This window comes from Aromatoleum toluvorans (assembly GCF_012910905.1).
GTDB classification, from domain to species: Bacteria; Pseudomonadota; Gammaproteobacteria; order Burkholderiales; family Rhodocyclaceae; genus Aromatoleum; species Aromatoleum toluvorans.
The window spans coordinates 45,075-64,688 of sequence record NZ_WTVN01000024.1 but is presented as its reverse complement, the minus strand read 5'-3'; the positions used below and the strand labels follow the sequence as shown (position 1 = coordinate 64,688).

Here is a 19,614-nt window from a genome sequence, read left to right as displayed (position 1 = left end):
CATGGACCTCTTACTTCTTGGCGGCAGCAGCCTGGGCGGCGACTTCGGCGGCGAAGTCGGTCACCTTCTTCTCGATACCTTCGCCCACGACGTAGAGCGTGAAGCTCGCGATCGAGGCGTTGCGCGACTTGAGCAGCGCTTCGACGGTGAGCTTGTCGTCCTTGACGAAGGGCTGACCGAGCAGCGTGACTTCCTTCAGGAATTTCTGCACCGAACCTTCGACGCGCTTGGCGAGGATGTCCTCGGGGATCGCTTTGCCGGACTTGGCAGCGTCCTCGGCAGCCTTCTCGCGTGCAACGCGGCGCTCGGACTCGATCAGCTCGGCCGCCACACCCGACGAATCCAGCGCTTTCGGCTTCGACGCGGCGATGTGCATCGCCAGGTCCTTCGCCAGCTGCTCGTCGCCACCGACGAGGTCGATCAGCACGCCGATCTTGGAGCCGCCGTGGATGTACGACGCCAGCTGACCCTTCGCCTCGACGCGCACGAAACGGCGCAGCGTCATGTTCTCACCGATCTTGCCGACCAGACCCGAACGCACGGATTCCACCGTGCCGTCACCCAGCGACAGGGCCGAGAGTGCGGCGACGTCTGCCGGGTTGCGCTCGGCAACCAGGGCGGCGCAGTCGGCGGCCAGCTTCAGGAACTCGTCGTTCTTGGCGACGAAGTCGGTTTCCGAGTTGATCTCGAGGATGCTGCCGAGCTTGCCGTCGGCGCTGATATTGATCGCAACGACACCTTCGGCAGCAACGCGCGACGCGGCCTTGGTGGCCTTGCTGCCGAGCTTCACGCGCAGGATCTCTTCGGCCTTGCCCATATCGCCAGCAGCTTCGGTCAGAGCCTTCTTGCATTCCATCATGGGCGCATCGGTCTTCTCGCGCAGTTCCTTGACCATGCTTGCGGTGATTTCCGCCATGCTAACTCCTCAAATTCGTATGCTGGTCGGCCCCGTTTCCGGGGCCGAGGAAAATCAGGCCTGCTCGCCCGACGACGACTCATCGACTTCGACGAACTCGTCCGAACCGGCGGCAACGATGTCCTGCAGAACCTGGCTGCGCCCTTCCAGGACGGCGTCGGCAACACCGCGAGCATAGAGGCGGATCGCGCGCGACGAGTCGTCGTTGCCCGGGATCACGTAGTTGATGCCTTCGGGCGAGTGGTTGGTATCGACCACCGCGACGACGGGAATACCCAGCTTCTGCGCTTCGGTAATGGCAATCTTGTGGTAGCCGACGTCGATGACGAACAGCGCGTCCGGCAGGCCGCCCATGTCCTTGATGCCGCCGATCGACTTCTGCAGCTTTTCCATTTCGCGCGTCGCCATCAGCGCTTCCTTCTTGGACAGGCGCTCGATCGAGCCGTCCTCGACCATCGTCTCCATTTCCTTGAGGCGCTTGATCGATTGCTTGACCGTCTTGAAGTTGGTGAGCATGCCACCGAGCCAGCGCTCGTCAACAAACGGCATACCCGCGCGGCGGGCTTCTTCGGCGATGATTTCGCGAGCCTGGCGCTTGGTGCCGACCATCATGATGGTGCCGCGATTGGCGGCGAGCTTGCGAACGAAGTCCATCGCTTCGTTGTACTTGACCATCGTCTTTTCGAGGTTGACGATGTGGATCTTGTTGCGCTGGCCGAAGATGTAGGGGGCCATACGCGGATTCCAGAAGCGGGTCTGGTGACCAAAGTGGATGCCGGCTTCCAGCATCTGACGCATCGTGACAGACATGTGTTACTCCGAACTCTAAGGGTTGACCTCCGCCCTGCACGGCCATCCGCGGATGACCTGAACCGTCTCGAAGCGCAGCGCTTGTCGACGGACCCTTACGGCGTTCTGCCGGGCGTGTGGATTTTGCCTGCCACCATTGGCAGACAAGCCCGAGATGATAGCAGGTTCGCGCTATCCCGCTCAAGGACGACGTTCCCGCGCCCGACTGCAGCACATCCGATTTGCCGCGGCTTTCGGCATGCGCTAGCCTTGTTTTTTTAACGCGCCAACCCCGAAAAGATGAGCATCACCATAAAAACACCCGACGAAATCGAAAAAATGCGCGTTGCCGGACGGCTCGCGGCGGAAGTGCTCGACTACATCGAGCCCTTCGTCAAGCCGGGTGTCACCACGGGAGAGCTGGACCGGCTGTGCCATGACTACATGGTCAATGTGCAGCAGACGATTCCCGCCCCGCTCAACTACGCGCCCCCCGGTTACACGCCCTACCCCAAGTCGATCTGCACCTCGATCAACCATCAGGTGTGCCACGGCATTCCCGGCGAGAAGGCGCTGAAGAAAGGGGACATCGTCAATCTCGACATCACGGTGATCAAGGACGGCTATCACGGCGACACGAGCCGGATGTTCATCGTCGGCGGCGACGGTTCGATCCTGGCGAAGCGCCTGTGCCAGGTGACGCTGGAATGCCTGTGGCTGGGCATCTCGGTCGTGCGGCCCGGCGCGCGGCTCGGCGACATCGGGCAGATCATCCAGAAACACGCCGAAGGCAACGGTTTTTCGGTCGTCCGCGAGTTCTGCGGCCACGGCATCGGCGCCAAGTTCCACGAGGAGCCGCAGGTCCTGCACTACGGCAAGGCGGGCACCGGACCGGAACTGCAGGCGGGCATGACCTTCACGATCGAACCGATGATCAACGCCGGCAAGGCCGCGATCTCGGAGCTTCCCGACGGCTGGACCATCGTGACGAAGGACCGCAGCCTGTCGGCGCAGTGGGAGCATACGATCCTCGTCACCGAGACTGGCGTCGAAGTGCTGACCCTGTCGCCGGGCTGCCCGCCGGCGCCGGCCCTGGCCGCACAACTGCTTCGCTGAACTCGGCGCGCACGATCGACCATGAGTGTCATGTCGGTGGATGATTTCCAGGCCGCGCTGGTGCATGCGCGCGAGCACCTCGCGCAGGGGAACGCGCGCCTGCGCGCCGCCTACGACGCACATCCGGCGACATCGACGGTGCTCAAGGGCCGCGCCCATCTGGTGGACGAGGCGATCATCCATCTGTGGCGCGCTTGCGCGATGCCCCCGGAGGTCGCGCTCCTGGCGGTCGGCGGATATGGTCGCGGCGAGCTGTTTCCCCACTCGGATGTAGACCTGCTGGTGCTGCTGCCTGCCGCCGCGGACGGACCGCTGCAGGCGCGCATCAGCACCCTGATCGGCGCGCTGTGGGACGTCGGCCTCGAGATCGGCCAGAGCGTGCGCACGCCGGACGAGTGCCTGGAAGCGGCGGAGGAAGACATCACCGTCCAGACCAATCTGCTCGAGGCGAGGCTGCTCGAGGGCAACGCCCGGCTGTTCGACGAATTCGCGCAGCGGTATCGGGCACAGCTGGACGTGCACGCCTTCTACAAGGCGAAGCAGCTCGAACAGGAAAATCGCTACGCGCGCTTCAACGACACGCCGTATGCGCTGGAGCCGAACTGCAAGGAGAGCCCCGGGGGGCTGCGCGACCTGCAGATGCTGGGCTGGATCGCGCGCGCGGCCGGCCTCGGGCGAAACTGGCGCGACCTTGCGCGGCGGCGCCTGATCACCGGCGCGGAAGCGAGCGAACTGCGCAGCATCGAACGCTTCCTGCAGCACGTGCGCATCCGTCTCCACTACCTGACGGGGCGTGCAGAGGACCGGCTGCTGTTCGACCACCAGGAGAAGCTCGCGCGCGCCTTCGGCATCGAGGCGACCGCGGCAAAGCGCGCGTCCGAAGTGTTCATGCAGCGGTACTACGTGAACGCCAAGAAGGTCACGCAGACCAACACCATCCTGCTGCAGAACTACGGTGCCGAGATCTTCCCCGACCGGGGGGGCGCCGCCTTCGTGATCAACGAGCGCTTCCAGGCGGTGCGCGAACTGCTCGACATCCGCGGCGAGGACACTTTCGAGCGCCACCCGTCTGCGCTCCTCGAGTGCTTCCTGCTGCTCCAGCAGCGCTCGGAACTGAAGGGCATGACGGCGCGGACGCTGCGCGCCCTGTGGCTGAACCGCACCCGGATCAATGCCGCCTTTCGCGCCGCTCCCGAGAACCGGGCGCTATTCCTGGAGATCCTGAAGCAGAAGCGCGGCATCGTGCACGAGTTCCGCCGGATGAACCAGTACGGCATCCTGAGCCACTACCTGCCCGCTTGGCGCCGCATCGTCGGCCAGATGCAGCACGACCTGTTCCACGTCTACACGGTGGACCAGCACATCCTGATGGTCCTGCGCAACATGCGCCGCTTCACGATGGGCGAGCATGCGCACGAATATCCGCTGATGACGCGGCTGATACTGGGATTCGACCGCCACTGGCTGTTGTACATCGCCGCCCTCTTCCACGACATCGCCAAGGGGCGCGGGGGAGACCACTCGCAGCTGGGCATGGCCGACGCGCGGGAATTCTGCGAGCATCACGTGCTGGCAGCCGAGGACGCCGACCTGGTCGTGTGGCTGGTGGCCCACCACCTCACGATGTCTCAGGTCGCGCAGAAGGAAGACACGACCGACCCCGATGTCATTCGCCGGTTTGCCGACACGATGCAGACGGAGCGTCGCCTGACCGCACTCTACCTGCTCACGCACGCGGACATTCGCGGCACGAGCCCGAAGGTGTGGAACGGCTGGAAGGGCAAGCTGCTCGAGGATCTGTTCTTCGCGACGCAACGCCTGCTGCGCGGCGCGACGCCGCAGCAGGCGCTGGGCCTCGACGATCGCCAGGAGGACGCCCGCGAACTGCTGCGCTACTACGGTCTGCGCCCCGCCATCGAGGAAGCGCTATGGACGCAACTCGACGCCGTCTATTTCATGCGCCATTCCGCGGAAGAGATCGCCTGGCACACACGCGTGCTGTATTTCCGCCCGCAGAGCGAGGAGCCGGTGGTCAAGGCGCGGGTCCTCGAGGGTGAGGAAGGCGTTCAGGTGATGGTGTTCACGCCGGACCAGAAAGACCTGTTCGTGCGCATGACCGGCTTTTTCGGACGGCTGGGCTTCTCGATTCTCGACGCGAAGGTGCATACGACGCGCCACGGCTACGCCCTCGACAGCTTCATCCTGCAGGACCCGGGCAATGCCGCGCACTATCGGGACGTCATCACGCTGATCGAGCACGAGCTGACCGCGCGTCTGACGCATCCAGGGGCGCCGGATCGCCCGACACAGGGTCGGCTGTCCCGTCAGATGAAGCACTTCCCGATCACTCCGCAGATCAGCATCCAGCCGGACGAACCGGGAAAGCATTTCATCCTGTCGCTCGTGGCGGCAGACCGCCCGGGCCTGCTGTTCTCGGTCGCCGAAGTGCTCGTGCGGCACGAAATACGCCTGCATACAGCGAAGATCGCCACGCTGGGCGAGCGCGCCGAGGACACCTTCCTCATCAGCGGCGCGCGCCTGGCACTCGAAGGCCAGATCCTGCAGATCGAGCGCGAGCTGCTCGAACGGCTGCAGGTCTAGTCAGCGCCCGGGGCCGGGCGCCGACGACGGGCCTCAGTGCCCCTTGCCCTGCAGGCGATCCATCAGCGCATACAACACCCCCGACACCAGGAAGGTGACGTGGATGCCGACCATCCAGGCGAGGTGCCGGTCCGGCACGTTGTCGACGTTGAGGAAGGCCTTCAGCAATTCGATACCGGAAATCGCCACGATCGAACCGATCAGCTTGATCTTCTGGTCGGAAAAGCCGATATGCCCCATCCATTCGGGACGATCCGTATGGGCGTGCAGGTCCTCCATCTTCGAGACGAAGTTTTCGTAGCCGCTGAACATGATGATGATCAGCAGGCTCATGATCAGCGCGATATCGACGAGCGACAGGACGCCGATGATCATTTCCGCCCCGCTCGCACTCATGATGTGGCTGAAGAGGAACCAGATCTCCTTCGTGAATTTCACGAGGAGCACCACCAGCGCCATGATCAGCCCGAAATAGACGGGCGCCATCAGCCAGCGGCTGGCAAAGAGCATGTGTTCGAATGCGGATTCGATTTTTTTCATTGGAAGGCAGGGAAAACTCGGTGGAACGTCGTATCCGGATTCTACCAGCTGGCAGACGGCGCCCCGCCGCACCATGGGAACCCGGATGGCGAATCACCATCGCATGAGGCGGTTACAGAATCACTGCAACCGACCGATCGGCCGCAATCGCCTCATCGCTTGCCACTTCGACGGCCGCGCAGCACGCTGGCAAGCATGGTCACGATGAACGCGACGAGGGCTACGGCGTTCGCGACCCCGCCGAGCCGGAGCAGGACCCCCGCGTCGCCCAGCGCCGTGCCCGCGATCCGCGCTGCCAGCGAGACATGGAGCAGCGCAAGCGGCAGGTAGAAAACCGGATGGTAGGGAATGCGGACGCGGGCGATCGCGGGAAAGATGATCGGCGCATGGCCGAACACCATTGCAAACACGAAACCGAGCGTGATCGCATGCAGGGCCGCGTCGCGCAGCGGATGCGCGGGCTCGAATCCCCCGGCGAGTCCGATCACCGCTCCCGTAGCCAGCCAGGCGTAGCCCGACAACAGACAGAGCGCGATGTAGCGCACGAGGCCGCGTTGTCCGGCGTTATGACGGGCGATGTCGTAGCGCAGTAGCCACATCGACAGCGCACCCAGGCCCGCGGCAAACAGCACCAGCCCGCCGGACGAGAACCAGATCGTCGTCGCCGCACCGACGAGAATGGTGCCGACGGCTATCCGGAACAGCGGCGGCGCTTCCCGCCGTGCGGGAAGGAACCGGGTCAGTTCGAGCCGCTCCCCCGCGATCGTGACCACCAGAAATGCCAGCCACCAGGGAATGGCCGCCTGAAGCAGCCCGCTCGCCGCCCAGGCGACGTTCCCGGCGAGCCAGCAGGCGGCGCCCACCGCAAGCGTGAGCGTGAATAGCGCCAGTTGACGCCTCGTCACCGCGATCGCGCCGCCGACGAGGACCAGGGAAGCCAGGATGAACAAGGCCTGCGCCCAGGCCAGCGGCAAGTGCAGGAGCAGCGCCAGCCCGCCCAGGCCCGATGCCAGCGGTCCCGCGTAGGCGGCGGGATGCGCCAGCGCCACGGCGCGTTCGAGCCCGATGACCGTCCCGAAAAATGCGCAGATCATCAGCGCGGCGTGCCAGCCGGCCAAGCCGGCGGCCAGGTCGGGCACTGCGGTCCCCAGGCGCGCGAGCCCGGATGCAACCCCGACGACGAGGGACAACATCGCCATCACGAGGCACAGCACACGGGGGAGGATCTTCGGCTCTACCGCCACGACGCCCGCCCCCCTTTCGGCGGGCCGATCAGCGGTCATCGTGCCCCTTCCAGCCGAAATGTCCGCGCGCCTCCTTGTTCATCATCTCGGGCGTCCAGGGAGGATCCCACACGAGATTGACCACGACGCCGATTTCGGGCGGCAGGGCCGCGTCGAGTGCAGCATCGATGTCGCCCATGATCATGTCGCCCATGGGACACGCGGGAGACGTCATCGTCAGCCGGATCGAGATCTGGTCCGGCGTGATGTCGATACCGTAGACCAGGCCGAGATCGACGATATTGACGCCCACCTCGGGATCGATGACCTGGCGAAGCACTGCCTTGACGGATTCCACATCGGGCATTGCGGGCATTCCGATATCTCCTTGTCCGCGGTTTGGAGGAGCCGATTATGAACGCAAAATCGGTTGCGACTCCAACCGGGTCGCATTCGGCATTTCTTCCGGCCCGCGCCTGCGGGCCGACCGCGGACTCGTTTCGCCCGGCAGCACCTCCCGCCCCTTAAAGCACCCGAACGCCACTGCCCCGATGAAGGTTCGCAGGGACACCGGACATTGCTCGCATTAATTCCACAAATGATTTCATTTCAACTATCAAAACTGGAAATGCCGCCGAGCAATTACGATGCGACCCGTTATCCGAGGCCCGGCATTGCGGCCACCCACATACGCATCAAGGAAGACACCATGAGCACGATCAAATACACCGAAGACCACGAGTGGCTGCGCGTCGAGGGCGATGTCGCGACCGTCGGGATCACCGACTATGCGCAGAACGCGCTGGGCGACATCGTCTTCGTGCAGCTGCCGGACGTCGGCGCGAGCTTTGCGGCGGGCGACGAAGCGGCGGTCATCGAGTCGGTGAAGGCTGCCGGCGAACTGAAGATGCCGCTGGCGGGCACCGTCGTCGAAGTCAACGCCGCGCTGGCCGATGCTCCCGCCACCGTCAACGAGGATCCGCAGGGCGCGGGCTGGTTCATCCGCATCCGCCTCGACGACGCGTCCGCGCTCGAGAGCCTGCTCGACCAGGCCGCCTACGACAAGCTGACCGCCTGATCGACCCCCGCCCCCAACGGAGACAGCCCCCGCCATGAACATGAACGATACCCGCTTCCCCGCGACGCTCGCGCAGCTCGAGCAGCGTGACGATTTCGTCGGCCGCCACGTCGGCCCCGACGCGGCCGAGACGCAGGCGATGCTCGCCGCCCTCGGCCTCGATTCGCTCGACCAGCTCATCGACAAGGTGATCCCGGCCTCGATCCTGTCGCCTTCGCCCCTCTCCCTCCCCGAAGGCCTGACCGAGGCCGCTGCGCTCGCGAAGCTGCGCGAGATCGCGGGGAAGAACCGGGTATTCCGTTCGTTCATCGGCACCGGCTACTACGACACCTACACCCCGGGTGTCGTGCTGCGCAACGTCCTCGAGAACCCGGCCTGGTACACGGCCTACACGCCGTACCAGCCGGAGATCTCGCAGGGCCGCCTGGAAGCGCTCTTGAACTTCCAGACCATGATCACCGACCTGACCGGCATGGAGATCGCCAACGCCTCGCTGCTTGACGAAGCGACCGCGGCGGCCGAGGCGATGACCTTCTGCCAGCGTCTCTCCAAGAACCCGGCCAAGGCCTTCTTCGTCTCGAGCGACTGCCACCCGCAGACGATCGAAGTCGTGCGCACCCGCGCCGAACCGCTGGGCTTCGAGGTGATCGTCGGCAACCCCGCGACCGAGCTCGACCAGCATGAATTCTTCGGCGTGCTGCTGCAGTACCCGGCCAGCACCGGCGAAGTCGTCGACTACGCCGCGATCGTCGCCGCCGCCCACGCCAAGAAGGCACTGGTCGTCGTCGCCGCCGATCTCCTCGCGCTGACGCTGCTGAAGTCGCCGGGTGAACTCGGTGCGGATGTGGCGATCGGCACGACGCAGCGCTTCGGCATCCCGCTGGGCTTCGGCGGCCCGCACGCCGCCTACTTCGCCACGCTCGACGCGCACAAGCGCGTGATGCCGGGCCGCGTCGTCGGCGTGTCGATCGACAGCCACGGCAAGAAGGCCTACCGCCTCGCGATGCAGACGCGCGAACAGCACATCCGCCGCGAGAAGGCCACCTCCAACATCTGCACGGCGCAAGTGCTGCTGGCCGTGATGGCGAGCCTGTACGCGTGCTACCACGGCCCGAAGGGCCTGACGACGATCGCACGCCGCGTGCATCGCCTGACCGCGACGCTCGCTGCCGGCCTGCGCCGCGTCGGTGCGGAAGTCGTCACGAAGTCCTTCTTCGACACCATCGCCGTGCGCGTCGCCGACGCCGCGACCGTGCATGCCGCCGCTCGCGCCAAGGAAATGAACCTGCGCGAGATCGACGCCACGACCGTCGGCATCTCGCTGGATGAAACCACGACCCGCGCCGATGTCGAGGCGCTGTGGGCGGTGTTCGCCAACGGCGCGGCAGTCCCCGTCTTCGCCGACGTCGAGCACCTCGAGCCGGAAGCGCTGCCGGCCGGCCAGCTGCGCAGCTCCGCGTTCCTGACGCACCCGGTGTTCAGCATGTACCAGTCCGAGACCAAGATGCTGCGCTACCTGCGCGCGATGGCCGACAAGGACCTGGCACTCGATCGCACGATGATCCCGCTGGGCTCGTGCACGATGAAGCTGAACGCCACCACCGAGATGATCCCCATCACCTGGCGCGAGTTCGGCGGCATCCATCCCTTCGCGCCGGCCGACCAGTCGCAGGGCTACGCGCAGCTCACCGCCGAGCTGGAGCAGATGCTGTGCGCCTGCACCGGCTACGACGCCGTGTCGCTGCAACCCAACGCCGGTTCGCAGGGCGAGTACGCGGGCCTGCTGGCGATCCGCGCCTACCACGCGAGCCGCGGTGAAGCGCAGCGCGACGTGTGCCTGATCCCGAGCTCCGCGCACGGCACCAACCCCGCCACCGCCAACATGGCCGGCATGCGCGTGGTGGTCGTCGCCTGCGACGACAAGGGCAACGTGGACGTCGCCGACCTCAAGGCGAAGGCCGAGCAGCACAGCGACAAGCTCGCCGCGCTCATGATCACCTACCCCTCGACGCATGGCGTGTTCGAGACCGCGATCCGCGAGATCACCGAGATCGTGCATGCCAACGGCGGCCAGGTGTACATCGACGGCGCCAACATGAACGCGATGGTCGGCCTGTGCGGCCCGGGCAAGTTCGGCGGCGACGTGTCGCACCTCAACCTGCACAAGACCTTCTGCATCCCGCACGGCGGCGGCGGACCGGGCGTCGGCCCGATCGGCGTGAAGTCGCACCTCGCGCCCTTCCTCCCCGGCAACACCACGGGCGGCCTCAAGGGCATCGGCGCGGTCGCGGCCGCGCCCTACGGCAGCGCCAGCATCCTGCCGATCACCTGGACCTACATCGCGCTGATGGGCCGCGACGGCCTGCGCCACGCCACCGTGATGGCGATCCTCAACGCCAACTACATCGCCCAGCGCCTCGACGCGCACTACCCGGTGCTGTACCGCGGCGAGAACGGCATGGTCGCGCACGAGTGCATCATCGACCTGCGTCCGCTCAAGGACTCGACCGGCGTCACCGTCGATGACGTCGCCAAGCGCCTGATCGACTTCGGCTTCCACGCGCCGACGATGTCGTTCCCGGTGCCCGGCACGCTGATGATCGAACCGACCGAGAGCGAGTCGAAGGAAGAGCTCGACCGCTTCTGCGACGCGATGATCGCGATCCGCCAGGAGATCGCCAAGGTCGGCAGCGGCGAGTACGACGCCAAGGACAACCCGCTGGTCAACGCCCCGCACACCGCGGAAGCGATCGCCGGCGAATGGACCCACCCGTACAGCCGCGAAGAGGCCGTGTATCCGCTCGCGAGCCTGCGCGCGAACAAGTACTGGTCGCCGGTCGGCCGGGTGGACAACGTGTATGGCGACCGCAACCTGGTGTGCGCCTGCCCGCCGATGTCCGACTACGAACAGGCCTGAGGCGCGCGCCCAGCGCAGCCCTTGTCCTCACTCACCCTGAGGGGCGATGTCCGGCGCGTGCCGGCGTCGCCCCGCTGATCCCCAGTTTCGGAGAATTCCCCATGTTCGACACCTCCATGCAGATCGCCGGTTTCGACCCCGAGCTGTGGGGCGCGATCGAGTCCGAGCGTCACCGCCAGGAAGACCACATCGAGCTCATCGCGTCCGAGAACTACGCCAGCCCGCGCGTGATGCAGGCGCAGGGCACGGTGCTCACCAACAAGTACGCCGAGGGCTACCCCGGCAAGCGTTACTACGGCGGCTGCGAGCACGTCGACGTCGTCGAGCAGCTCGCGATCGACCGCGCCAAGCAGCTCTTTGGCGCCGACTGGGCCAACGTGCAGCCGCACTCGGGCTCGCAGGCCAACGCCGCGGTGTATTTCGCGCTGCTGCAGCCCGGTGACACGATCCTCGGCATGAGCCTCGCCCACGGCGGCCACCTCACGCACGGCGCGAAGGTGAACTTCTCCGGCAAGGTCTTCAACGCGGTGCAGTACGGCGTCACCGACGACGGCGTGATCGACTACGACGCGCTCGAGGCGCTCGCGGTCGAGTCGAAGCCCAAGATGATCGTCGCCGGCTTCTCGGCCTACGCCCGTCACCTCGACTTCCCGCGCTTCCGTGCGATCGCGGACAAGGTCGGCGCGCTGCTGTTCGTCGACATGGCCCACGTCGCCGGCCTCGTCGCCGCGGGCCTCTACCCGAGCCCGGTGCCCTTCGCCGACATCGTCACCAGCACCACGCACAAGACGCTGCGCGGCCCGCGCGGCGGCATCATCCTCGGCCGCGCCAATGCAGACATCGAGAAGAAGATCGCCTCGATGGTCTTCCCCGGCACCCAGGGCGGCCCGCTGATGCACGTCATCGCGGCGAAGGCGGTGGCCTTCAAGGAAGCGCTCGATCCGTCCTTCAAAGCCTACCAGCAGCAGGTGATCGCCAACGCGCAAGCGATGGCGGGCGTGTTCGTCGAGCGCGGCTACAAGATCGTCTCCGGCGGCACCGACGACCATCTCTTCCTGGTCGACCTGATCGCCAAGGGCATCACCGGCAAGGCCGCCGATGCGGCACTCGGCGCCGCGCACATCACGGTGAACAAGAACACCGTGCCGAACGACCCGCAGTCGCCCTTCGTCACCAGCGGCATCCGCATCGGCACGCCGGCGGCGACCACGCGCGGCTTCGGCATCAATGAAGTCAAGGAGCTCGCAGGCTGGATCTGCGACGTGCTCGACGCCGTCGACAACCCCGCGGTGATCGAGGCGGTGCGCGCGAAGGTATCCGCGCTGTGCGCACGCTTCCCGGTGTACGGCCGGTAAAACAATAAAAGACAGGCAGCACGGGGGCGCGAGGGGCGCCCCCTTTTTCCGCACCAGAGAGAGACGTTTTTTCAAACTACAGAGGAAGGGACTGAAGGATGACACGCGTCAGTGACATGCTCGACGAAGAGCAGCGGCACGAAGGCAAGGACCTCGAACGAGGCCTCAAGGATCGGCACATCCAGCTCATCGCCATCGGCGGTGCGATCGGGGTGGGCCTGTTTCTCGGCTCGGCGAAAGCCATCAGCAAGGCGGGCCCCGCGCTGCTGGTGACCTACGCGTTCGCGGGCCTGGCGATCTTCTTCATCATGCGCGCGCTGGGAGAGCTGCTGATCCACCGTCCGGTGGCGGGCTCGTTCGCGACCTACGCCGAGGAGTACGTCAGCCCGTGGGCCGGCTACGTCACCGGCTGGACCTACTGGTTCACGTGGATCGTCACCGGCATGGCCGAGCTCACCGCAGTCGGCGTGTATGTACACTACTGGTTCCCCGACGTGCCGCAGTGGATCCCGGCGCTCGTCACGCTGCTCGTGCTCTACGGCGCCAACCTCATCGCCGTGAAGGTGTTCGGCGAGATGGAGTTCTGGTTCGCGATCATCAAGGTGGTCACGATCGTCGCGATGCTCGTGATCGGCCTCACGATCATCCTCTTCGGCGTGAGCGACCTGGGCAAGACCGCGAGCTTCTCCAACCTGTGGTCGCACGGCGGCTTCGCACCGATGGGCGTGGTCGGGGTCATCCTCACCTTGCAGATCGCGTGCTTCGCCTACACCGGCGTGGAACTCATCGGCGTCACCGCGGGCGAGGCGCAGAACCCCGAGAAGGTGCTGCCGCACGCGACCAACAGCGTCACCTGGCGGATCCTGATCTTCTACATCGGCGCGCTGATCGTGCTGATGTCGCTCGTGCCGTGGAACGAACTCAACCCCAACATGAGCCCGTTCGTCACCGTGTTCGAGAAGATCGGCATCCCCGCGGCGGCCGGCATCATCAACTTCGTCGTCATCACCGCGGCCGCCTCGTCGTGCAACAGCGGCATCTTCAGCACCGGCCGCATGCTCTACACGCTCGCCCAGTTCAAGCAGGCCCCGGCCGCGCTCGGCAAGGTCAGCAAGAGCCACGTGCCCGCCAACGCGATCACGCTGTCGGCCGCCGCGATGCTGGTCGGCGTCGCGCTGAACTACATCGTGCCCGAGGAAGCCTTCGTCTATGTCACGAGTGTCGCGACCGTGGGCGCCGTGTGGACCTGGGGCATCATCGTGTGGGCGCACCTCAAGTACCGCCAGGCGGTCGCGCGCGGCGAGGCCAAGGCGGTGTTCTTCCGCATGCCCGGCGCGCCCTACGCCAACTGGTTCGTGCTCCTCTTCCTGGCGCTCGTCGTCGTCTTCCTCGGCATGGATGCCGGGACCCGCGTCGCGCTCTATGTCGCGCCGGCGTGGTTCGCGCTCCTCACCGTGGGCTTCCTGATCTCCAGGGCGCGTAACGGCAACGGCAACGCGCTCGCCGCCGAAACCTCGAGGTAATTTCAATCATGGCCATCAGCGTTTTTGACCTGTTCAAGATCGGCATCGGGCCGTCGTCGTCCCACACCGTGGGGCCGATGCGCGCGGCGCAGGTCTTTGCGAACGGCCTCAAGGAGTCCGGCCTGCTCGCGCGGGTCGCAAGCGTGAAGGCCGAACTCTATGGCTCGCTCGGCGCGACCGGCAAGGGGCACGGCAGCGACAAGGCCGTGCTCCTGGGCCTCGAAGGCGAGGCGCCCGATCTCGTCGACACCGAGCAGGTGGAGGGCAAGCTCGCGCGCATCCGCGGCGAGCAACGCCTGCAACTGGCCGGCGAGCACCCGGTCGCCTTCGTCGAGCGCGAGCATCTCGTGATGCATCGCCGCCAGTCGCTCCCCTACCACCCCAACGGCATGCGCATCGCGGCCTTCGACGCGGCCGGCGAGACACTCGTGAGCAAGGTGTATTACTCGGTGGGCGGCGGCTTCGTGGTCGACGAGAGCGCCGCCGGCGCCGACCGCATCGTCGAGGACGCTACCCCCCTCGCGCATCCGTTCAAGAGCGGCGCGGAGCTCCTCGCGCAGTGCCGCGCGAAGGGGCTGTCGATCAGCCAGCTGATGCTGGAGAACGAGCGCGCGTGGCGCACGGACGCGGAGACGCGCTCGGGGCTGCTGCGCATCTGGGACGTGATGCAGCTGTGCGTGCGCCGCGGCTGCGAGAAGGAAGGCATCATGCCCGGCGGCCTGCACGTGAAGCGCCGCGCCGCCGAGATGTACCGCAAGCTCTCGAGCGCCCCCGAGGCGAGCATCCGTGATCCGCTGACGACGATGGACTGGGTCAATCTCTACGCCCTCGCCGTCAATGAGGAGAACGCCACCGGCGGGCGCGTCGTCACCGCCCCGACCAACGGCGCCGCGGGCATCGTGCCGGCGGTGCTGCACTACTACAGCCGCTTCATCCCCGGCGCGAGCGAGGAGGGCGTGATCCGCTTCCTCCTCACCGCGGCCGCGATCGGTATCCTCTATAAAGAGAACGCCTCGATCTCGGGCGCCGAGGTCGGCTGCCAGGGCGAAGTCGGCGTGGCGTGCTCGATGGCCGCGGGGGCGCTGGCCGAAGTGCTGGGCGGCACCCCCGAGCAGGTCGAGAACGCCGCCGAGATCGGCATGGAGCACAACCTCGGGCTCACCTGCGACCCGGTCGGCGGGCTCGTGCAGGTGCCCTGCATCGAGCGGAACGCGATGGGCTCGATCAAGGCGATCAACGCCGCGCGCATGGCGCTGCGCGGCGACGGCAAGCACTTCGTGTCGCTCGACAAGGTCATCAAGACCATGCGCGACACCGGCGCCGACATGAAGCTGAAATACAAGGAAACGGCCCGCGGCGGCCTCGCCGTGAACGTCATCGAATGCTGATGACCCCCTGACACCCAGACAAAGGAAACATGATGAGCGACACCCATTCCGACGCACCGCTGCTGCGCACCCCGCTGTACGACCTGCACGTCTCGCTGGGCGCCAAGATGGTGCCCTTCGCCGGCTACGAGATGCCCGTGCAGTACCCCGCGGGCATCATCAAGGAGCACACCCACACGCGCACCCAGGCGGGCCTCTTCGACGTCTCGCACATGGGGCAGGTGTTCCTCGTCGGCCCCGAGGCCGCTGCGGCACTGGAGACCCTCGTGCCGGTCGACATCCTCGACCTGCCGCAGGGCATGCAGCGCTACGCACTGTTCACCAACGAGACCGGCGGCGTGATGGACGACCTGATGGTCGCAAACTTCGGCGACCGCCTCTTCGTGGTGGTGAACGCCGCGTGCAAGGCGCAGGACATCGCGCACATGCAGAAGCACCTGTCCGGCCGCTGCCAGGTCGAGGTGCTCGCGGACCGCGCGCTGCTCGCGCTGCAGGGCCCCGCTGCCGCGACCGTGCTGGCGCGCCTCGCGCCCGAGGTGGCGAAGATGGTGTTCATGAACAGCATCACCGTGAACCTCCTCGGCGTGCCGTGCTACGTGAGCCGCTCGGGCTACACGGGTGAGGACGGCTACGAGATCTCGGTGCCCGCCGACAAGGCCGAGGCGCTCGCGCGCGAGCTGCTGAGCCACCCCGAAGTCGCCCCGATCGGCCTCGGCGCGCGCGACTCGCTGCGCCTGGAAGCGGGCCTGTGCCTGTACGGCCACGACCTCGACGTGAACACCTCGCCGGTCGAGAGCAGCCTGCTTTGGGCGCTGTCCAAGCCCCGCCGTGCGGACGGCGCGCGCGCGGGCGGCTACCCCGGCGCGGAGGTGATCCTCGGCCACATCGCCAACGGCGTCTCGCGCAAGCGTGTCGGCCTGCGCCCGAACGCCCGCGTGCCGGTGCGTGAAGGCGCCGAGATCGTCGACGCCAGCGGCACCGTCGTCGGCGTCGTCACCAGCGGCGGCTTCGGCCCGACGCTGGGAGCCCCGGTCGCCATGGGCTACGTCAGCACCGCGCTCGCCAAGGTCGGCACCCAGCTCTCCGCCATGGTCCGCGGCAAGCCCGTCCCGATCGAAGTCGCCGCCACCCCCTTCGTGCCGCAGCGCTACTACCGCGGCTGATGCCCCACCGGGCGCCCCGCATCCGCCGGGGCGCCCGCCTCTCATGCAGACCTGCGGGCGAGGACCTCACCTACATCGGCAAGGTGAATTGAAAGCGCGACCCGCCCTTGCCGATCCTCGAATACGAAAGCTGTCCGCCGTGCGACTCGACAATCGAGCGGCAGATCGTCAGGCCGATCCCCATTCCGTTGGTCTTGGTGGAAAAATAGGGCTCGAATACCCGCTTCGCGGAGCGCTTCTCGAGCCCCGTGCCGTGGTCCTGGACGAACACCTTTATCGCCCCGCCCCCGTCGATGATCTCGCTGCCGATGACGAGCTTGCGCGCCCCGGGCGGCAGACCCGTCATCGCCTCCATGCCGTTCTTCATCAGGTTGAACAGCACCTGCTGAATCTCGACCTTGCATAGCGGCACCAGCGGGGGGTCCTGCAGCAGCCGCAGGTCGACGCTGACGTCATGGCGGCGGACCTCGAAATTCAGGAACGCGAGCGCGTCCTGGATCACCTCGTTGATGTTCTCGGGCTCCTTGTCGGGCTTGTGCTTGCACACGAACTCCTTGACGTGACGCAGGATCTCGCCGGCCTGCTCGAGATACTTCAGCGCGAGCCCCATGGACTCGGAAATCTCGCCGACGCCGTCGACGCGCTCGAGACGCAAGCGGCAGCCGTTCAGGTAATTGACCGCGGACACCAGCGGCTGCCCCATCTGGTGCGCGAGCGCGGCCGCCATTTCGGCCATCGAGTTGATCCGCCCCAGGCGCGTGAGCTCGGCGTGGCGCAGCCGTTCGAGCTCTTCGATGCGCTTGCGGTAGGTGATGTCGGTGAAGGCGGCAACGACGTACTGCTCGTCCTTGCGCTCGATCAGCGACGAGCTGACGCTCAGCCAACGCAGCTTGCGCCCCTTCTCGTCGCGCATCCCGATTTCGATGTTGTCGATCGAATCCTTCTGAAAGTCGCGGATCTGCCAGGGCAGGCGATCCCTCGGGATCTCCGTGCCGTCGTGCAGGAAGAAGCGCAGCGGCAGTTTGCGCCAGTTCTCGGGCGAAGCGCGCCGAAGGCCGACCATTTCGGCGAATTGGCAATTCGCCTCGAGGATGCCGCCGTGCGTATCGGTGATCGAAATGCCGATCGGCAGCATGTGGAAGAGCTTCTGGTATTTCTCGCGGTTTTCGTTCGCGACCTCCTCCGCGCGCTGGCGCGTCGCGACTTCCTCCTCGAGGCTCGCGACGTGCCGGCTGAGCTCCACGGTCCGCTGCTGCACGACGAATTCGAGCTTCTCGACGTCGGCCTTCAATTCGTCCTCGATCCGCTTGTGCTCGGAGATGTCCTGCACCACCCAGATGCTGCCGAGCTTCGGCCTGGCCGGATCGAGCAAGGTGCCGGTGACGATGCACCAGATCAGCGTGCCGTCCTTGCGCACGAACGGACGCTCGTCCTTGAAGGTGTGATGAGACTCGAAGAAGTGCCCGAATTTCCGGCCGATCGTCAAAAACGAGTCCTCGCTCGGGTAATGCACGCCGACCGACTGGTTGTCGAGTTCGCCGGGTTCGTATCCGAACAACTCCTCGTAGCGCCGGTTACAGCGCCGGATCCTGCGGTTGAACAGGTGGCAGATCGCCACGGGCGTATTGCGAAAGATCGACTCATAGCCGACCGAGGCATCCTCAACCGGCTCGTCGTTCAATTCAATGTCGAACACCTCATCGCTCATGCGCACTACCTCCCCGCATCCACGGATATCAGGCTATTTGAACCAGCGCCAGCCGAATTGTCGGGTGATCTGACGTTCGGGTCCGAGCCTGATCCGATTGTGCGCCTGCGATGTGGCGCCCGCATTAGGGGCAACCCCCCATTTCGTTAAGTGTTCGCACCAATTGGTTTGGTTAAACGGGTGGTGCTTAATTCAATCCACGGTCGCCGGCCATGAGTGCATCGAAACCTGCGTCCTCCATAGCGTGATCGTCGCACCACTCATTGTTTGAAGTGCAACAAACCGCAGAGGCTGTCGTGAGAATTCCTCTTGTTACCGAAATACAGAGGTTCAGCCTGCAGGACGGGCCCGGGATCAGGACGACCATCTTCCTGAAGGGCTGCCCGCTACGTTGCCCGTGGTGCCACAACCCCGAAACCCAGGATGTGCGACAGGAGTTCTACTATTACCCGGCGCGCTGCGTCGGCTGCGGCCGCTGCGTGGCAGTCTGCCCCGCGGGAACGTCCCGCCTGGTGCTCAACCCGGACGGCCGCACGATCGTCGAGATCGACCGCACGGACTGTCAGCGCTGCATGCGTTGCGTCGCTGCCTGCCTGACGGACGCGCGTACCACCGTCGGGCAGCGCATGAGCGTCGACGAAATCCTGCGCGAAGCCCTGTCGGACTCCCTCTTCTATCGTAATAGCGGCGGCGGAGTCACCATCAGCGGTGGCGATCCCCTCTTCCATCCCGCATTCACGCTGGAACTGGCGCGCGGAATAAAGCAGCGCAACGTCCATGTCGCCATCGAGACGTCCTGTTTTCCAAAGAACTGGGCGGTTATTCAACCGCTGCTGGAAGTTGTCGATCTCTTCATCGTCGACCTGAAATCCCTGAATCCCAAAAAACATGAAGAAGTCGTCGGCTGGCCGCTTCAGCCGATTCTCGACAACATCGAGCGCCTCATTCAATCCGGGGCCAATATCCGCATCCATATTCCCGTGATCCCCGGATTCAACGATTCCTCCCAGGATTTCGACAACTACATCAGTTATCTGAGTCGTCATGCCACGCACCTGGAGGGGGTCGATATTCTCAATTACCACGTCTACGGAGAAGGGAAATACCTCTCCCTGGGCAGGGAAAAGGAATACCAGTACTTGGGCGTGGAAGAGAACCCGCCCGAGACGGTATTGCCCCTGGCAAAAGGCCTGAAGCTCGCGGGCATCAAGAGCGTGACGATCGGCGGGTTGGTTGGTATCACGACGGACAGACACGAGACGGTTCGCGATGCCGGGATCGGGTGTATGACATGAAT

The 19,614-nt window shown here is 65.6% G+C and carries 15 protein-coding genes; 9 read left to right on the top strand and 6 right to left on the bottom strand.

Features of this window, described 5'->3' with window-relative positions; genetic code table 11:
* Positions 1–10: 10 nt before the first annotated feature.
* Both tsf and rpsB read right to left on the bottom strand, forming a co-directional pair.
* Positions 11–916, bottom strand: a complete 906-nt coding sequence (gene tsf / locus GPA22_RS15305) for a translation elongation factor Ts (RefSeq protein ID WP_169256932.1) — start codon at positions 914–916, stop codon at positions 11–13.
* Positions 917–970: 54 nt separating this feature from the next.
* The gene (rpsB, locus tag GPA22_RS15300; RefSeq protein ID WP_169256931.1) at positions 971–1,726 is read right to left on the bottom strand and encodes a 30S ribosomal protein S2; all 756 of its coding nucleotides are present in this window, start codon (positions 1,724–1,726) and stop codon (positions 971–973) included.
* 279 nt (positions 1,727–2,005) lie between these two features.
* Here rpsB and map point away from each other — a divergent pair, with 279 nt between their 5' ends.
* Positions 2,006–2,821, top strand: coding sequence for a type I methionyl aminopeptidase (gene map / locus GPA22_RS15295; protein ID WP_169256930.1), 816 nt, complete (start codon positions 2,006–2,008; stop codon positions 2,819–2,821).
* A gap of 30 nt (positions 2,822–2,851) precedes the next feature.
* Complete coding sequence (locus GPA22_RS15290; protein WP_425483962.1) at positions 2,852–5,422, top strand: [protein-PII] uridylyltransferase; 2,571 nt, start codon at positions 2,852–2,854, stop codon at positions 5,420–5,422.
* Between the two features lie 33 nt (positions 5,423–5,455).
* Here the strand turns inward: GPA22_RS15290 and GPA22_RS15285 are convergent, their stop codons facing one another.
* The 3 genes from GPA22_RS15285 to GPA22_RS15275 all read right to left on the bottom strand — a co-directional run bounded on the left by GPA22_RS15285 (position 5,456) and on the right by GPA22_RS15275 (position 7,552).
* Positions 5,456–5,962, bottom strand: a complete 507-nt coding sequence (locus tag GPA22_RS15285) for a TIGR00645 family protein (protein ID WP_169256928.1) — start codon at positions 5,960–5,962, stop codon at positions 5,456–5,458.
* Positions 5,963–6,114: 152 nt separating this feature from the next.
* Entirely contained in the window at positions 6,115–7,245 is a 1,131-nt protein-coding gene (locus tag GPA22_RS15280) for a hypothetical protein (RefSeq protein ID WP_246264424.1), read from the bottom strand.
* Entirely contained in the window at positions 7,235–7,552 is a 318-nt protein-coding gene (locus GPA22_RS15275) for a metal-sulfur cluster assembly factor (RefSeq protein WP_211169153.1), read from the bottom strand. The genes GPA22_RS15280 and GPA22_RS15275 overlap by 11 nt, the downstream gene beginning before the upstream one ends.
* A 342-nt stretch (positions 7,553–7,894) precedes the next feature.
* Between GPA22_RS15275 and gcvH the strand changes: the two genes are divergently transcribed.
* The 6 genes from gcvH to gcvT all read left to right on the top strand — a co-directional run bounded on the left by gcvH (position 7,895) and on the right by gcvT (position 16,609).
* Positions 7,895–8,263 carry a glycine cleavage system protein GcvH gene (gene gcvH, locus GPA22_RS15270; protein ID WP_169256926.1) on the top strand — a complete coding sequence of 123 codons (369 nt, stop codon included), beginning with the start codon at positions 7,895–7,897 and terminating at the stop codon, positions 8,261–8,263.
* A gap of 34 nt (positions 8,264–8,297) precedes the next feature.
* Positions 8,298–11,180: an aminomethyl-transferring glycine dehydrogenase gene (gene gcvP, locus GPA22_RS15265; protein ID WP_169256925.1), complete on the top strand. Its 2,883-nt coding sequence runs from the start codon at positions 8,298–8,300 to the stop codon at positions 11,178–11,180.
* 101 nt (positions 11,181–11,281) lie between these two features.
* Positions 11,282–12,535 carry a serine hydroxymethyltransferase gene (gene glyA, locus GPA22_RS15260; RefSeq protein WP_169256924.1) on the top strand — a complete coding sequence of 418 codons (1,254 nt, stop codon included), beginning with the start codon at positions 11,282–11,284 and terminating at the stop codon, positions 12,533–12,535.
* 98 nt (positions 12,536–12,633) lie between these two features.
* A complete protein-coding gene (locus GPA22_RS15255) occupies positions 12,634–14,058 on the top strand; it encodes an amino acid permease (protein ID WP_169256923.1) in 1,425 nt (474 codons plus the stop codon).
* A gap of 8 nt (positions 14,059–14,066) precedes the next feature.
* A complete protein-coding gene (locus tag GPA22_RS15250) occupies positions 14,067–15,446 on the top strand; it encodes an L-serine ammonia-lyase (RefSeq protein ID WP_169256922.1) in 1,380 nt (459 codons plus the stop codon).
* A gap of 32 nt (positions 15,447–15,478) precedes the next feature.
* On the top strand, positions 15,479–16,609 hold the full coding sequence (gene gcvT, locus GPA22_RS15245) for a glycine cleavage system aminomethyltransferase GcvT (protein WP_169256921.1): 1,131 nt from the start codon (positions 15,479–15,481) through the stop codon (positions 16,607–16,609).
* A gap of 70 nt (positions 16,610–16,679) precedes the next feature.
* On the opposite strand, the gene GPA22_RS15240 is transcribed toward gcvT, so the two are convergent.
* Positions 16,680–18,317 carry a PAS domain-containing sensor histidine kinase gene (locus GPA22_RS15240; RefSeq protein WP_169256920.1) on the bottom strand — a complete coding sequence of 546 codons (1,638 nt, stop codon included), beginning with the start codon at positions 18,315–18,317 and terminating at the stop codon, positions 16,680–16,682.
* A 272-nt stretch (positions 18,318–18,589) separates the two neighbouring features.
* Between GPA22_RS15240 and bssD the strand changes: the two genes are divergently transcribed.
* Complete coding sequence (gene bssD, locus GPA22_RS15235; RefSeq protein ID WP_343036061.1) at positions 18,590–19,612, top strand: [benzylsuccinate synthase]-activating enzyme; 1,023 nt, start codon at positions 18,590–18,592, stop codon at positions 19,610–19,612.
* Positions 19,613–19,614 lie beyond the last annotated feature (2 nt).

Coding starts and splice junctions, on each gene's coding strand:
- tsf (WP_169256932.1), bottom strand. CDS start 916: ATGGCGGAAATCACCGCAAGCATGGTCAAGGAACTGCGCGAGAAGACC.
- rpsB (WP_169256931.1), bottom strand. CDS start 1,726: ATGTCTGTCACGATGCGTCAGATGCTGGAAGCCGGCATCCACTTTGGT.
- map (WP_169256930.1), top strand. CDS start 2,006: ATGAGCATCACCATAAAAACACCCGACGAAATCGAAAAAATGCGCGTT.
- GPA22_RS15290 (WP_425483962.1), top strand. CDS start 2,852: ATGTCGGTGGATGATTTCCAGGCCGCGCTGGTGCATGCGCGCGAGCAC.
- GPA22_RS15285 (WP_169256928.1), bottom strand. CDS start 5,962: ATGAAAAAAATCGAATCCGCATTCGAACACATGCTCTTTGCCAGCCGC.
- GPA22_RS15280 (WP_246264424.1), bottom strand. CDS start 7,245: ATGACCGCTGATCGGCCCGCCGAAAGGGGGGCGGGCGTCGTGGCGGTA.
- GPA22_RS15275 (WP_211169153.1), bottom strand. CDS start 7,552: ATGCCCGATGTGGAATCCGTCAAGGCAGTGCTTCGCCAGGTCATCGAT.
- gcvH (WP_169256926.1), top strand. CDS start 7,895: ATGAGCACGATCAAATACACCGAAGACCACGAGTGGCTGCGCGTCGAG.
- gcvP (WP_169256925.1), top strand. CDS start 8,298: ATGAACATGAACGATACCCGCTTCCCCGCGACGCTCGCGCAGCTCGAG.
- glyA (WP_169256924.1), top strand. CDS start 11,282: ATGTTCGACACCTCCATGCAGATCGCCGGTTTCGACCCCGAGCTGTGG.
- GPA22_RS15255 (WP_169256923.1), top strand. CDS start 12,634: ATGACACGCGTCAGTGACATGCTCGACGAAGAGCAGCGGCACGAAGGC.
- GPA22_RS15250 (WP_169256922.1), top strand. CDS start 14,067: ATGGCCATCAGCGTTTTTGACCTGTTCAAGATCGGCATCGGGCCGTCG.
- gcvT (WP_169256921.1), top strand. CDS start 15,479: ATGAGCGACACCCATTCCGACGCACCGCTGCTGCGCACCCCGCTGTAC.
- GPA22_RS15240 (WP_169256920.1), bottom strand. CDS start 18,317: ATGAGCGATGAGGTGTTCGACATTGAATTGAACGACGAGCCGGTTGAG.